This window comes from Streptomyces sp. NPDC027663, from assembly GCF_055566415.1.
Genome location: NZ_JBVHSK010000005.1, coordinates 150081 through 163141 on the forward strand (window position 1 = coordinate 150081; position 13061 = coordinate 163141).

At 72.9% G+C, this 13061-nt stretch carries 13 protein-coding genes; 9 read left to right on the forward strand and 4 right to left on the reverse strand.

Going from position 1 to position 13061, the window contains the following annotated elements; genetic code table 11:
• Window positions 1–129: 129 nt before the first annotated feature.
• Together chpH and ACZ4SF_RS16195 are read left to right on the forward strand one after the other, a co-directional pair.
• Window positions 130–363 carry a chaplin ChpH gene (gene chpH, locus ACZ4SF_RS16190; protein WP_201842557.1) on the forward strand — a complete coding sequence of 78 codons (234 nt, stop codon included), beginning with the start codon at window positions 130–132 and terminating at the stop codon, window positions 361–363.
• Window positions 364–476: 113 nt separating this feature from the next.
• Complete coding sequence (locus ACZ4SF_RS16195) at window positions 477–1319, forward strand: chaplin (protein ID WP_468384060.1); 843 nt, start codon at window positions 477–479, stop codon at window positions 1317–1319.
• A 114-nt stretch (window positions 1320–1433) separates the two neighbouring features.
• Here ACZ4SF_RS16195 and ACZ4SF_RS16200 read toward each other — a convergent pair whose 3' ends face one another.
• Window positions 1434–1622, reverse strand: coding sequence for a DUF5703 family protein (locus ACZ4SF_RS16200; protein WP_014671721.1), 189 nt, complete (start codon window positions 1620–1622; stop codon window positions 1434–1436).
• 47 nt (window positions 1623–1669) lie between these two features.
• Between ACZ4SF_RS16200 and ACZ4SF_RS16205 the strand changes: the two genes are divergently transcribed.
• Window positions 1670–2359 carry a hypothetical protein gene (locus ACZ4SF_RS16205; protein WP_468384063.1) on the forward strand — a complete coding sequence of 230 codons (690 nt, stop codon included), beginning with the start codon at window positions 1670–1672 and terminating at the stop codon, window positions 2357–2359.
• Window positions 2360–2510: 151 nt separating this feature from the next.
• On the opposite strand, the gene ACZ4SF_RS16210 is transcribed toward ACZ4SF_RS16205, so the two are convergent.
• Window positions 2511–4787 (reverse strand): helix-hairpin-helix domain-containing protein, encoded by a 2277-nt coding sequence (locus ACZ4SF_RS16210; RefSeq protein WP_468384066.1) that lies wholly within the window; start codon window positions 4785–4787, stop codon window positions 2511–2513.
• Window positions 4784–5767 (reverse strand): aldo/keto reductase, encoded by a 984-nt coding sequence (locus tag ACZ4SF_RS16215; protein WP_468384068.1) that lies wholly within the window; start codon window positions 5765–5767, stop codon window positions 4784–4786. Before ACZ4SF_RS16215 ends, ACZ4SF_RS16210 begins: the two co-directional genes overlap by 4 nt.
• Window positions 5768–6220: 453 nt before the next feature.
• On the opposite strand from ACZ4SF_RS16215, the gene ACZ4SF_RS16220 reads away from it, so the two are divergent.
• Together ACZ4SF_RS16220 and ACZ4SF_RS16225 are read left to right on the forward strand one after the other, a co-directional pair.
• Window positions 6221–7276, forward strand: a complete 1056-nt coding sequence (locus ACZ4SF_RS16220; RefSeq protein WP_468384070.1) for an LLM class F420-dependent oxidoreductase — start codon at window positions 6221–6223, stop codon at window positions 7274–7276.
• A gap of 291 nt (window positions 7277–7567) precedes the next feature.
• Window positions 7568–8356 (forward strand): ferritin-like domain-containing protein, encoded by a 789-nt coding sequence (locus ACZ4SF_RS16225; RefSeq protein ID WP_468384073.1) that lies wholly within the window; start codon window positions 7568–7570, stop codon window positions 8354–8356.
• A 4-nt stretch (window positions 8357–8360) separates the two neighbouring features.
• On the opposite strand, the gene corA is transcribed toward ACZ4SF_RS16225, so the two are convergent.
• Window positions 8361–9356 carry a magnesium/cobalt transporter CorA gene (gene corA / locus ACZ4SF_RS16230; RefSeq protein ID WP_468384076.1) on the reverse strand — a complete coding sequence of 332 codons (996 nt, stop codon included), beginning with the start codon at window positions 9354–9356 and terminating at the stop codon, window positions 8361–8363.
• 62 nt (window positions 9357–9418) lie between these two features.
• On the opposite strand from corA, the gene ACZ4SF_RS16235 reads away from it, so the two are divergent.
• From ACZ4SF_RS16235 to mshC, 4 genes are all read left to right on the forward strand, one after another.
• The gene (locus ACZ4SF_RS16235) at window positions 9419–10105 is read left to right on the forward strand and encodes a histidine phosphatase family protein (RefSeq protein ID WP_468384078.1); all 687 of its coding nucleotides are present in this window, start codon (window positions 9419–9421) and stop codon (window positions 10103–10105) included.
• A gap of 90 nt (window positions 10106–10195) precedes the next feature.
• Window positions 10196–10786, forward strand: coding sequence for a DUF3090 domain-containing protein (locus ACZ4SF_RS16240; protein WP_468384081.1), 591 nt, complete (start codon window positions 10196–10198; stop codon window positions 10784–10786).
• Window positions 10750–11589: an SCO1664 family protein gene (locus tag ACZ4SF_RS16245; RefSeq protein WP_468384084.1), complete on the forward strand. Its 840-nt coding sequence runs from the start codon at window positions 10750–10752 to the stop codon at window positions 11587–11589. The genes ACZ4SF_RS16240 and ACZ4SF_RS16245 overlap by 37 nt, the downstream gene beginning before the upstream one ends.
• A 93-nt stretch (window positions 11590–11682) precedes the next feature.
• Complete coding sequence (gene mshC / locus ACZ4SF_RS16250) at window positions 11683–12912, forward strand: cysteine--1-D-myo-inosityl 2-amino-2-deoxy-alpha-D-glucopyranoside ligase (RefSeq protein ID WP_468384087.1); 1230 nt, start codon at window positions 11683–11685, stop codon at window positions 12910–12912.
• Window positions 12913–13061 lie beyond the last annotated feature (149 nt).

A 13061-nucleotide genomic window follows, 5' to 3' on the forward strand; every position in this document is an offset into this window, starting at 1 on the left:
ATCGGGCAGCCGTGCGAGATCGACTGAGAAGGGTGAATGCGACGATCGGTTCGTAGCTTCATCAGCCCCTCCTCGTTACAGGTGATGTGACCCCGAACCTTGGGGTCGCATTGCCAACAAGGAGGAAGAATGATCAAGAAGGTCGTCGCTGCTGCGGCTGCCACCGGTGGGCTGGTTCTCGCGGGCGCGGGCCTCGCCGTCGCCGACTCCGGTGCCCAGGGAGCCGCTGTGCACTCCCCGGGTGTCGTCTCCGGCAACGTCGTCCAGGTGCCCGTGCACGTTCCGGTGAACGTCTGTGGCAACACGGTCAACGTGATCGGGCTCCTGAACCCCGCCTTCGGCAACACCTGCTTCAACAAGTGACGCCGACGCCCTGGTGGGGCGTCTTGCGGGCCGTCGGCCTCGGAGTGCGTGCCATGCGCTCCGAGGCCGACCGGCCTTTCGAAACAAGGCATGGAAGGCAGGGGGGAATCAGCATGCGACAGGGCACGCGCAAGGGCCTGATGACCATGGCGGCCGCGACCGGCGTGATCGCCGCCGCGAGCGGCTACGCGCACGCCGACGCGGGCGCGGCGGGCACCGCCGCCGGCTCGCCGGGCGTACTGTCCGGCAACACGGTGCAGGTGCCGGTGCACGTTCCGGTGAACGTCTGCGGCAACACCGTGAACGTGGTCGGGCTTCTCAACCCGTCGGCGGGCAACAAGTGCGCCAACCACGGCGACACCCCGGGGGGTTACGGCGACTCGGGCGGCCACGATTCCGGCGGCAGCGGTTCCGGTGGTTCGCACGCGGACGGCCACACCGGCGGCTCGCCGGGCGTGGGCTCCGGCAACACCGTGCAGGTGCCGGTCGACGTACCGGTGAACGTGTGCGGCAACAGCGTCGACGTCATCGGCATCGGCAACGCCACCACGGGTGACGACTGCGTCAACGGCGGCGGTCACCACGGCCCGCAGCCGGGTGGCGAGCACGGCAATCCGCCCGGGAAGCCCGGCCACCCGGGGCACCCAGGTCACCCGGGACACCCGGGACACCCCGGACACCCTGGTCACGACGGTGACTCCGGTCACACCGGCAGCCCGGGGACCCCGCAGCACCCGGACAAGCCTGGCCACTCCGGCACGGGCGGCGAGAAGGGCACCACGGCTCACAGCTCGAACCAGGCCGAGGCGCAGGCGGGCCGCTCCGCCGAGTCCCTGACCACCGCCCAGCTCGCGCACACGGGCAGCGACGTGCCGCTGGGCCTCGCGCTGCCGGTCGGCGCGGGCGCGCTGCTCACGGGCGCCCTGCTCTACCGCAAGGCGCGCGCCGCGGCATAACGCGAACGCCGGGTCGAAGGGCGCTACGGCCTGGTGACAAGGCCGTACCGCCCGCACGAACGGAGCGGGCCCTGCCATGCCGGCCGGGCCCGCTCCGTTCAGGTTTCCCCTGCCTCACCACGTGGCGCGCACCTGGCGGATGATCCGCCGGCGCAGCCGCACCCTGCGGCTGCCGTCACGCAGCAGGCTCAGTCGGTCCAACTCCCAGTGTCCGTACTCGGCATGGTCCGTCAGCAGACGTGTCGCCTCCTTGCGGGACACCCCGCGAGGTACATACACATCGACAAATTCGTATTCCGGCATCGCATCTATTGTGCGGGCTGGTGCCCGGTACGGATAGCGTCTGCACTATGTCTGATGCTGCGCAGCCCACCGCTGCCGAGGTACGCGCCGCCGCCGAGGCGATCAAGACCGCGCTCGACCGTCACCTGGCTGCGGTCGAACGCAGGTCGGGGGAGGACGACCCGGCCGTCTCGGAGGCGTTCAACCAGCTGGCCGCTGCCGCCGAGGCCTACGACGAGCTGCTCTACGACCGCTACGACGAGGTCACGCCCTTCGAGATCCCCGGGGCCGAGGACGCGCTGCCGCCGTACGCGGGTCCCGAGGAACCGAACGCGATCAGCGTGCTGATCCGCCGCGACTACATCGTGGCGGAGCCGCCGCGGCTGCTCGCGCAGGCTCAGCGGGTCGAGGCGGCGGAGTACGACCACGGCGTGGACGACGCCGAGGCCGCCGGCTCCGTTCCCGGGGCGCTCGGCATCCTCTTCGGCGAGTTCGAACCGGACGAGATCGCCTCCCGCCACAAGGAGTTCGGCCTGGAGGAGGGCGACTCGACGCTGTGGGTCACCGCTGCCGAGGAGCCGTCCGAGGCCGGCGAGTGGCTGGAGACGCCGTTCGAGCACATCGATCCGCAGCAGGTCGTGTGCCGGTTCGACGTGAGCGCGGTGTTCGACGACGAGGCCTCCGGCGATGACGACGACGACCTCGACTTCGTGGAGGACGACGAGGACGAGCCGGAGCCGATCGACGCCGAGAAGTGACCGGGGTGGCGGTGCCGTCGGGGCCTGAGGCCCCCGCGGCACCGCCGTCACTGCCTGAAGGGGCGCGGGGACACCCGCAGGCCGCCCTCGCGGTGGTCCGCCGGTGCGGCGGAAGGGACGAGGGCGGCCGAGGGCCTGGGCGGGGAAGGAGTCAGTCCGCGTCCTGCATGCGCAGCAGCGTCTGGAGACGGGTCGTGCGGGGCCTGGCCGGGATCTCCGCGACCGCCTTGGGCAGGGCCTGTTCCACGCCGTGCACCACGGACAGGTGCCGGTCCGCCCGGCCGAACGCCGTGTACACCCACGGTCTGCTGAGCGTCTGCGCCGCATCCCCGGGCAGCACCACGACCGCCGCCGGCCAGCGGGCGCCCACCGCCTGGTGCGCGGTCAGCGCCCAGCCGGGCCGGACACAGCTCTCCACCCGCTCGCGCGGTACGACGACGGGGCCGCCCGCGCACGCCAGGTGCAGCCCGTCCGCGTCGGCGTTCACCACCACGCCCGGCACCGTGCGGCCCGGCGCGGGGGAGTAGGCGATCCGGTCGCCGGGGTCGAAGCCGCCGAACCGGCCGGGGCCGGGGTTGAGACGTTCCTTCAGGGCGGCGTTGAGCGCCCGGGTGCCCGCGGCGCCACCGTGCCCCGGGGTGATCACCACGGTCTGGTCGGCCGGGATGCCGATCGCCCGCGGCACCGAGTCCGCGACCAGCTGCACCGTCCGGTGCACGGCCTCGCCCGCGTCCCGCACCGGGACGATGACGATCTCCTTGCCGGGCGCGTCCACCTGGTTCAGCTCACCGGCACCGACACCGGAGACCAGCTCCCCGACCGGGCCCGGGTCCGGGACGCGGGAGGCGGTCTGCGGGCAGACGCGGGCCGCGAGCAGATCGGCGAAGACCCGGCCCGGACCGGCCGACCACAGCACCCCGGGGTCGCCGCTCAGCACCAGCCGGGCCCCGTCGGGCAGCGACTCCACCAGCATCGCGGCGGTCTCCACATCGAGCTGGGGCGCGTCCAGCACGATCAGCAGGTCCAGTTCGAGAGCGCCCTCCCCGTCCCGGCCGGGCCCCTCGGCACCGGACAGCAGACCGGCGACCGTGCCCACGCCCTGCTCCCCGCCCGGCAGCGCGGCCAGACGCCGGTGCCCGTCCGGCGTGTGGCAGGCGGCGAAGGCCCGCAGACCTGCGGCGCGGGCGGCGCCGAGCAGCGCGGCCGGTTCGGCGCGGGCCGCCTCCCCGCCGGTGTGCAGCACCAGGCCGTGCCCGGTGACCGCGCGGGCCAGCTCGGCCGCACCGCCGGACAGCTCCGCGGCAGCCGCCTCCCAGGCCGTCTGCCCGGCCTCCCTGACCGGCGAGTTGACCAGCCGGGCCAGGCCGTCGGCGAGGCTCTCCTCGGCCAGCGCGTACCGCTCCAGACCGACGAGGACCCGGACCGGCCGTTCCTGCTCCTCGTCCGTGTCCTGGGGGGCCGGGGCGCCGGGCTCCTCCAGGGCGTCCTGGAACACCAGGGCCTCGCCCTCGGCGAGCGTGCTCTGCACCGCCGCGTCCGGGTCCGGCACGCCTTGCCGGCCGAGCGCAGCGGTGAGCGCGGACAGTTCCAGGGCGGTGTGCCCGGCCAGCGCCGCCTGCTCCAGCAGCCGGCCGGTCAGCGCGCGGCCCCGTCGCTCGTCGTCCGGGCCGCAGGCGGCGCCGAGCAGCGCCCGCGCGAAGCCGTCGGCCTGGTCCGGCCGTACGCCGCCGACCCGGAGCAGCAGCCAGGGGTCCTCGCGGAGCGCGGCGGCGGCGCCCTCGCCGAGGGCCGCGGCCACCTGCGGGGCCAGGGTGTCGGGTGCGCCGCCCTCGGCCAGCACGCGGCGCACGGCCTCGACGGACTCCGGCACGGGCGCGGCCGGTGCTACCGGGGCGGGAGCGGGCCGGGGCCTGCGCACCGGCTCCGGGGCGGGGCGGCGGGGTTCCGGTGCGGGCTCGGCGAACACCGTGGCCGTCGGTTTCTCGCCGCTCTCCACGGCCCGGACGGCGGCGAGCAGGTCGGCGGCCGTGCCGCTGAGCTTGGCGCCGCTCGCGATCGGGCCCTGCTTCTCGGCCTTGCGCCGCTCGATCCGCTCCCGCTCGACCTTCTGCGCGGCCAGCTCGGCCTCGGCCTCGGACAACTGCGGGTCCGCCTCGCCGCCGCCGGCCGCGGACTCGCCCTCCGCCGTCCCACCCTCACCCGCCACCGGGTCCTGACCCGCGCCCACCGGGTCCTGACCCGCGGCCGCCGGTTCCTGACCCCCGTCCGCCGTGCCGTGACTCGCGTCGGCCGGTTGCTGACCCGTGGCCGCCGGTTCCTCACCCGCGCCCGCCGTGTCCTTACCCGTGGCCGCCGGGTCCCCGGCCGTGTCCGTGGTCTCCGGTGTCCCCGGCCCGGCTTCCTCCGTGGTCTCCGGCTCCGTGCTCACAGCGTGCTCCAGTCGTGATCGGGATAGCGGTGCACGGGCGCCGACACATCGTCGAGCGCCCGGCAGATCTCGTCAGGAAGACTAAGGGCCTCCACTGACAATGCCGCCGTGAGCTGCTGCGCGTTGCGTGCGCCGACGATCGGCGCGGCGACGCCGGGCCGGTCCCGGACCCAGGCGAGGGCCACCTGGAGCGGGGTGACCGCGAGCCCGTCGGCGGCCGTCGTCACCGCGTCCACGATCCGGGTCGCCGTGTCGTCCAGATACGGCTCGACGAACGGTGCCAGATGCTCGGAGGCACCCCGCGAGTCCGGGGGAGTGGTGTGCCGGTACTTGCCGGTCAGCACGCCCCGGCCGAGCGGGGACGAGGGCAGCAGGCCCAGACCGAGGTCGAGCGCGGCGGGCAGCACCTCGCGCTCCACGCCCCGCTGCAGCAACGAGTACTCCATCTGCGTGCTGGCCAGCCGGGTCCGCGTGCCCGGCGCCGCGAGCTGCCAGGTGGCCGCCTTGGCGAGTTGCCAGCCGCAGTAGTTGGAGACACCGGCATAGCGGGCGCGGCCGCTGTTCACCGCTATGTCGAGGGCCTGGAGCGTCTCCTCCAGAGGGGTGCCGGGGTCGTAGGCGTGGATGTGCCACACGTCGACGTAATCGGTGCCGAGCCGGGCCAGGGAGGCGTCGAGCGCGGCGAGCAGATGGCCGCGCGAGCCGTCGAAGCGGCGGTCGGGATCGGGGACGCTGCCCGCCTTGGTGGAGACGACCAGGTCCCGGCGCGGCACCAGACCGTCCATGAGCTGCCCGAGCAGATACTCCGCCTCTCCGTCGCCGTACACGTCCGCCGTGTCGACGAGGGTGCCGCCGGCCTCCCAGAACGCCTTCAGCATGTCAGCGGCGTCGTGCTCGTCGGTGTCCCGTCCCCAGGTGAGGGTGCCGAGTCCGATCCGGGACACGCGCAGGCCGGTACGGCCGAGATGCCTCTGCTCCATGCGGGCGAGATTACTGGCCAGAACCGGTGCGGTGGGTGCCTGTGGACAACCGGATCGGCCGGTGCGGGGCGGGTTCCGCCGGCCCGCGCTCGCGGTGCCGCGAAGCCGACGCACTGCGCCTCCCCAAGGACGCGGCCGACCGCCCGACCAGCCCCGCGCCTCCCGGCACCCAGCGCCGACCCGCAGCCCTTTGCCCTGCCCCCGCACCCGGGCGAGGACTCGGCAGCTCCTTGCCGTGCCCTCGGCCCCCCGGCGTCGGGCGCCGACTCGGCAGCGCGTAGCCGGCCCCCGGCCCCCTGCCTCCCCCGCACCCGGCGCCGACTCGCAGCCCTTCGCCCTGCCCCGCCCCCCCGCACCCGGCGACGACTCGGCAGCCCTTGCCCTGCCCCCCACCCGCCTTCCCGCGCTAAGGTCACGGCAAAGGGACGTTACTCATGGGTAAGGGGATCGCGCATGCAGCTCGGTATCAACCTCGGCTACTGGGGCGCGGGAATGGACGGCGACAACCTGGCCGTGGCGCAGGAGGCCGACCGGCTGGGCTACTCCGTGTGCTGGGCCGCCGAGGCGTACGGCTCCGACGCGGCCACGGTGCTCAGCTGGGTCGCCGCGCAGACCGAGCGCATCGACGTCGGCTCCGCCATCTTCCAGATCCCGGCCAGGCAGCCCGCGATGACCGCGATGACCGCGGCCACGCTCGACTCGCTCTCCGGCGGCCGGTTCCGCCTCGGCCTCGGCGTCTCGGGCCCGCAGGTCTCCGAGGGCTGGTACGGCGTCAAGTTCGACAAGCCGCTGGCCCGCACCCGCGAGTACGTGGAGATCGTCCGCAGGGCGATGACCCGGGAGCGGCTGACGTACGAGGGCGAGCACTGGACCCTGCCGCTGCCCGGCGGCCCGGGCAAGCCGATCAAGCTGACCGTGCACCCGCAGCGCGAGCACATCCCGCTCTACATCGCCGCGATCGGCCCCAAGAACCTGGAGCAGACCGGCGAGATCGCCGACGGCGCTCTGCTGATCTTCCCCTCCGCCGAGCACCTGGAGGAGACCACCGTCTCGTATCTGCGCGCCGGCCGGGAGAAGGCCGGTCTGACCCTCGACGGGTTCGACATCTGCCCGACCCTGCCGCTCGCCCTGGGCGACGACAAGGACGTGGCCCGGCTCGCCGACACCTTCCGCCCGTACACCGCCCTGTACGTCGGCGGCATGGGCAGCGCCAAGCAGAACTTCTACAACAAGCTCGCGCAGCGCATGGGATACGAGAAGGAGGCCGCCGACATCCAGCAGAAGTACCTGTCCGGGGACAAGCAGGGCGCCGCCGCCGCGATCCCGCAGGACCTCATCGACAAGACCACGCTGCTGGGCTCCGTCGACCGCATCGCCGACCGGATGCAGGCCTACGCGGCCGCCGGGGTCACCACCCTCAGTCTCGCCCCGGCCGGCTTCACGCTGGAGGAGCGGCTCGCCTCCCTGCGGGCCGGCAGTGAGGCCCTGGAGCGTGCGGGTCTCGCCTAGTACCCGGCGGCCGGCCGCAAAGCATTCAGCGGCCGTGGTGGGGGCTCGGGGGTCTTCCCCGCCACGGCCGTCACCGGGAACAACGCGCAGGGCGCCGAGCGGTTACGACCCGCCGGGCCCTTCTTTCGCGTCTTTCGCGCCCCGCCGCTCCATCCGCGCCCCGCCGCTCCATCCGCGCCCTGCCGCTCCATCGTTCGGCCGAGTCGCCCCGCATCCCTGTTGCGCGGCCACTCTGTCCGCATTTGACTCATTCTTTGCGGGAACCTGCGGAATGCTGCGGAGGTGGCGTCCATGCTCTCGGCCAAGAGTCTGTTCCAGGAGATCCTCGACCACGACGAGTCCTTCCGGCTCTTCTGCTCCATCGCCGCCAGCGGAGAGTCCCAGGGCGGCTGGGAGAACGCGCGGATCGCCGCACTGGTACCGCCCGGCGAGCGCGCGCTGGCCCCCAAGATCGCGCGCCACGGCGCCGACGAGGACAAGCACGGCCGCATCTTCGGTGCCCTGATGAGGAAGCGCGGGCTCACCCCCGTCCCCGTACCGCCCGAGACCGACTACACGATGCTCCTGGAACGGCACGGCATCGGACTCGCCCACGACAAGCTCCGCCGCGACGAGCCCCTCACCGTGCGGGACATCATCGTCTACCTCGCCCACAGCCGCGTCACCGAACAGCGTGCCTCCGAGCAGATGCGGATGCTCCGCAGGTACTTCGCCGACCGCCCCGACATCGGCCGGGCCGTCCGCATGATCTCCCACGACGAGGACAACCACCTCGCCTACACCCACGAGGAACTGCTCCGCTTCGCCGCCGCCGGACACGGCCGGCTGATCCAGCGGACCCTGCGCGAGTGCGCGCTCGCCGAGATCCGCGTGCACCGGGACGTCAGCCTCGCCGTCATGGCCCACATGGCACGCATCCTGCACTGGCCCCGCGCCAGGTCCGCGGTGCTCGCCGCCGGCATCCACGCCGCGTACGCCTGCGAACGCCTCGCCGGCTGGCACCGCATGGTCCGCCTCAGCATGCCCGAGCACCGCGACGCCCTGGGCGGACCGGCGACGCCCGCGCCCGAGTTCGCCTAGCGCCTCACAGCCAGCCGCGCCGCTTGAACAGCCGGAACAACAGCACCTCCAGTGAGGCCATCAGCGCGAGCACCAGGGGATATCCCCAGACCCAGCGCAGTTCCGGCATGTGCTGGAAATTCATGCCGTAGATGCCCGCGATCAGCGTGGGGACCGCCGCCATGGCCGCCCACGCGGAGATCTTCCGCATGTCGTCGTTCTGCCGCACGCCCGTCTGCGCCAGATGGGCCGACAGAATGTCCGAGATCAGCCGGTCCAGGGCTTCCACCGACTCGTTCACGCGCATGAGGTGGTCGCTGACGTCCCGGAAGAAGGGCCGCGCCTTGTCGTGCACGAAGAGCACCTCGCTGCCGAGCGGCCCGGTGCCGGCCAGCTTGACCAGCGGCAGCGCCAGCGGCCCGGTGGCCCGCCGGAACTCCAGCACCTGCCGCTTGAAGGTGTAGATCCGGGAAGCGGTGTTGCGGGAACCCCCGACCTCCGGCTGGAAGACCTCCGCCTCCAGCTCGTCCAGGTCCGTCTGCAACTCCGTCGCCACCTCCAGGTAGTGGTCGACGGTGGCGTCCGCGATGGCGTACAGGACAGAGGTGGGGCCCTTCTCGAGCATCTCGGGCTCCTCCTCCAGCCGCCGCCGCACGGCAGCCAGAGGCGCGCCCTCGCCGTGCCGAACGGTCACCACGAAGCCCTCACCGAGGAAGACCATCACCTCGCCGGCCGAGACGGTGTCGCTCTCGGGCTCGTAGACCACCGGTTTCAGCACCATGAACAGCGAGTCGTCGTACACCTCCAGCTTGGGTCGCTGATGCGCTTTGAGGGCGTCCTCCACGGCCAGTGGATGCAACCCGAACTCCTGGGTGACCAGGTCGAACTCGCGCTCGGACGGCTCATGCAGGCCGATCCACACGAAACCGCCCGCCGCGCGGGCCTCGGCGAGAGCGTCGGACAGATCCTCCGGACCCTCGGTACGGTGCCCATGCCGGTAGACGGCGCAGTCCACGATCACTCGGCGCATTCTCCCTTCGCCCGGCCATCAGTGCCTTCCCTGATACGCCTACCCTGGTCCGCATGCCCACGCTGATCCTCGTAAGGCACGGACGCTCCACCGCGAACACCTCGGGCGTGCTCGCCGGATGGACGCCCGGCGTCGCCCTGGACGAGCGCGGTGCCGCGCAGGCCGCCGCGCTGCCCGGAAGGCTCGCGGGCCTTCCGCTCTCGGAAGTCGTCACCAGCCCGCTCCAGCGCTGCCAGGAGACCGTACGGCCGCTGCTGGAGGCCCGCCCCGGGCTGCGCTCCCACACCGACGAGCGGATCGGGGAGTGCCACTACGGCGACTGGTCCGGCCGCAAGCTCGCCGAACTGATGGACGAGCCGCTGATGGAGGTCGTGCAGGCCCACCCGTCCGCCGCCGCCTTCCCCGGCGGTGAGTCCATGCGGGCCATGCAGACCCGCGCCGCCGAGGCCGTACGCGAGTGGAACGCGCGCGTGGAGCGCGACCACGGCGCCGACGCCGTCTACCTCATGTGCTCCCACGGTGACATCATCAAGTCCCTCGTCGCCGACGCGCTCGGCCTCCATCTCGACCTCTTCCAGCGGATCTCCGTGGAACCGTGTTCCATCACCGCGATCCGCTACACCCGTCTCAGGCCGTTTCTCGTCCGCCTCGGCGACACCGGGGATTTCGCATCGCTCGCCCCGCGCGAGGAACCCGGAGAGGGCGACGCACCGGTCGGGGGTGGTGCGGGCGCACCGTGATCGTCGGCCGCAGTAGGGTGAAGCGGTCCACCCAGTCCCCCATCCGCATGGCCCACCCCGCCCGAACTCACGAATCAATGGAGACAGGACGTGTCCCGTCAGGTGTTCCTCTACGACCAGCCGGACCGGTTCGTGGCCGGCACGGTCGGACTGCCCGGGCGCCGTACGTTCTTCCTCCAGGCCATCGCAGGCCCCCGGGTGACCAGCGTGGTCCTGGAGAAGACCCAGGTCGCCGCGCTCGCCGAGCGCATGGACGAACTCCTGGACGAGGTCGTACGGCGTAGCGGCGGCAGCGCGGCCGTCCCCGCCATGGCGCCCTCGGAGATCACCGACACCGCCCCGCTGGAGACCCCCATCGAGGAGGAGTTCCGCGTCGGCACCATGGCACTGGCCTGGGACGGCGAGGACCAGCGCATGATCGTCGAGGCCCAGGCCCTGGTGGAGCTGGACGCCGACACCGAGGAGGACCTCGCCGAGGCCGAGGAGCGCCTGCTCCAGGACGAGGAGAACGGGCCCCCGATGCTGCGGGTCCGGCTGACCGGCGCGCAGGCCCGGGCCTTCGCCAAGCGCGCCCTCGACGTCGTCAACGCCGGGCGGCCGCCGTGCCCGCTGTGCAGCCTCCCGCTCGATCCGGAAGGACACGTATGTCCGCGCCAGAACGGATACCGCCGCGGAGCGTGACGCCCACGGCGGCGGCGGCCGACACGGCCGCCGCCGAGCTGATCACGCACGGGGAACTCACCGTGCGCGGCCGGATCCGTGAGGCGTCCAACGCGGCGCTGTTCTGCACGGTCGCCCACGACGGCCGGGAAGCCTCCTGCGTGTACAAGCCCGTGGCCGGGGAGCGCCCGCTGTGGGATTTCCCCGACGGCACGCTGGCAGGCCGGGAGGTGGCCGCCTACGCCGTCTCCGAGACCACCGGCTGGGGACTCGTCCCGCCGACCGTGCTGCGCGACGGACCCTACGGCGAGGGCATGGTGCAGCTGTGGATCGACGTGAGCCCGGAGGCCGAGCTGCTCGCCCTGGTCGACGGTGAGGAACCGGAACCGGGCTGGAAGGCCATCGGGCTCGCCGAGGTCGGCGAGGGCCGTACCGCGCTGCTGGTGCACGCCGACGACGAGCGGCTGCGCCGGCTCGCCGTCCTCGACGCGGTGATCAACAACGCCGACCGCAAGGGCGGCCACCTGCTGCCCACCGCCGACGGCCGGCTCTACGGCATCGACCACGGCGTCACCTTCAACGTCGACGACAAGCTGCGCACGCTGCTGTGGGGCTGGGCCGGTGAACCGCTCACCCCGGAGGCCCTCGACGTCCTCGAGGGGCTGCGCGACGGCCTGGACGGGGAGCTGGGCGAGCGGCTGGCCCCGCTGATCACCGCGGCCGAGATCGACGCCACGCGCGCGCGGGTCGACACACTGCTCGCCTCGGGCCTGCACCCGGAGCCGAACGGCCAGTGGCCGGCCATCCCCTGGCCGCCGGTGTGAGCACACCTGGCGCCGAGACACAAGAACGCAGAACCGGTCATCAGGCTTGATCCCGTTCGTATGCGCCGCTCGGCGCCGGTTAGGCTCATGTACATGCATGCCTGGCCCGCTTCCGAGGTCCCCGCCCTGCCTGGTCAGGGCCGCGACCTGAGGATCCACGACACCGCGACCGGCGGCCTCGTCACCCTCGACCCCGGTCCCGTCGCCCGCATCTACGTCTGCGGCATCACCCCGTACGACGCGACCCACATGGGTCATGCGGCGACCTACAACGCGTTCGACCTCGTTCAGCGCGTGTGGCTCGACACCAAGCGGCAGGTCCACTACGTCCAGAACGTCACCGACGTCGACGATCCGCTGCTGGAGCGCGCGGACCGGGACGGCGTCGACTGGGTCGCCCTCGCCGAGAAGGAGACGGCTCTCTTCCGCGAGGACATGACCGCCCTGCGGATGCTCCCGCCGCAGCACTACATAGGCGCCGTCGAGGCGATACCCGGCATCGTCCCGCTCGTGGAGCGGCTGCGTGAACTCGGCGCGGCCTACGAGCTGGACGGCGACGTCTACTTCTCCGTCGAGTCCGACCCGCACTTCGGCAAGGTCTCGAACCTCGACGCGGCCGCCATGCGGCTGCTGTCCGCCGAACGCGGCGGCGACCCCGACCGCCCGGGCAAGAAGAACCCGGTGGACCCCATGCTGTGGATGGCGGCCCGCCCCGGCGAGCCCAGCTGGGACGGCGGCTCCCTCGGCCGCGGCCGGCCCGGCTGGCACATCGAGTGCGTGGCCATCGCCCTCGACCACCTCGGTATGGGCTTCGACGTCCAGGGCGGCGGCTCCGACCTCGCCTTCCCGCACCACGAGATGGGCGCCTCCCACGCCCAGGTGATCACCGGCGAGTTCCCCATGGCCAAGGCCTACGTCCACGCCGGCATGGTCGCCCTGAACGGCGAGAAGATGTCCAAGTCGAAGGGCAACCTCGTCTTCGTCTCCCGGCTGCGGCGCGACGGCGTCGACCCCGCCGCCATCCGCCTCGCCCTGCTCTCCCACCACTACCGCGCCGACTGGGAGTGGACCGACCAGGTCCTGCAGGACGCCGTCGACCGCCTCGGCCGCTGGCGCGCGGCCGTCTCCCGGCCCGACGGCCCGTCCGCCGACGCACTGGTGGAGGAGATCCGCGAGGCCCTGGCGAACGACCTGGACGCCCCCGCCGCGCTCACCGCGGTGGACCGCTGGACGGCCCGCCAGGAGCAGGAGGGCGGCACGGACGCGGCCGCTCCGGGCCTGGTCACGAGGGCGGTGGACGCTCTGCTGGGCGTGGCACTCTGAACGCCGCGCGGACCCGCGCCCCAAAGGGGCGCGGGCAACTGCGCGACCTGCCACCACGGTCCCGCAGACGCCCGACGACCCGTCACGGCACCCCATAGCGCGGCGCCCACAGCGAGAAGGGGCGGTTCCCCACACGGGAACCGCCCCTT

What these genes read in the sequence shown, in the direction of transcription:
- chpH (WP_201842557.1), top strand. Translation starts at nt 130, where the DNA reads ATGATCAAGAAGGTCGTCGCTGCTGCGGCTGCCACCGGTGGGCTGGTT.
- ACZ4SF_RS16195 (WP_468384060.1), top strand. Translation starts at nt 477, where the DNA reads ATGCGACAGGGCACGCGCAAGGGCCTGATGACCATGGCGGCCGCGACC.
- ACZ4SF_RS16200 (WP_014671721.1), bottom strand. Translation starts at nt 1,622, where the DNA reads ATGCCGGAATACGAATTTGTCGATGTGTATGTACCTCGCGGGGTGTCC.
- ACZ4SF_RS16205 (WP_468384063.1), top strand. Translation starts at nt 1,670, where the DNA reads ATGTCTGATGCTGCGCAGCCCACCGCTGCCGAGGTACGCGCCGCCGCC.
- ACZ4SF_RS16215 (WP_468384068.1), bottom strand. Translation starts at nt 5,767, where the DNA reads ATGGAGCAGAGGCATCTCGGCCGTACCGGCCTGCGCGTGTCCCGGATC.
- ACZ4SF_RS16220 (WP_468384070.1), top strand. Translation starts at nt 6,221, where the DNA reads ATGCAGCTCGGTATCAACCTCGGCTACTGGGGCGCGGGAATGGACGGC.
- ACZ4SF_RS16225 (WP_468384073.1), top strand. Translation starts at nt 7,568, where the DNA reads ATGCTCTCGGCCAAGAGTCTGTTCCAGGAGATCCTCGACCACGACGAG.
- ACZ4SF_RS16235 (WP_468384078.1), top strand. Translation starts at nt 9,419, where the DNA reads ATGCCCACGCTGATCCTCGTAAGGCACGGACGCTCCACCGCGAACACC.
- ACZ4SF_RS16245 (WP_468384084.1), top strand. Translation starts at nt 10,750, where the DNA reads ATGTCCGCGCCAGAACGGATACCGCCGCGGAGCGTGACGCCCACGGCG.
- mshC (WP_468384087.1), top strand. Translation starts at nt 11,683, where the DNA reads ATGCATGCCTGGCCCGCTTCCGAGGTCCCCGCCCTGCCTGGTCAGGGC.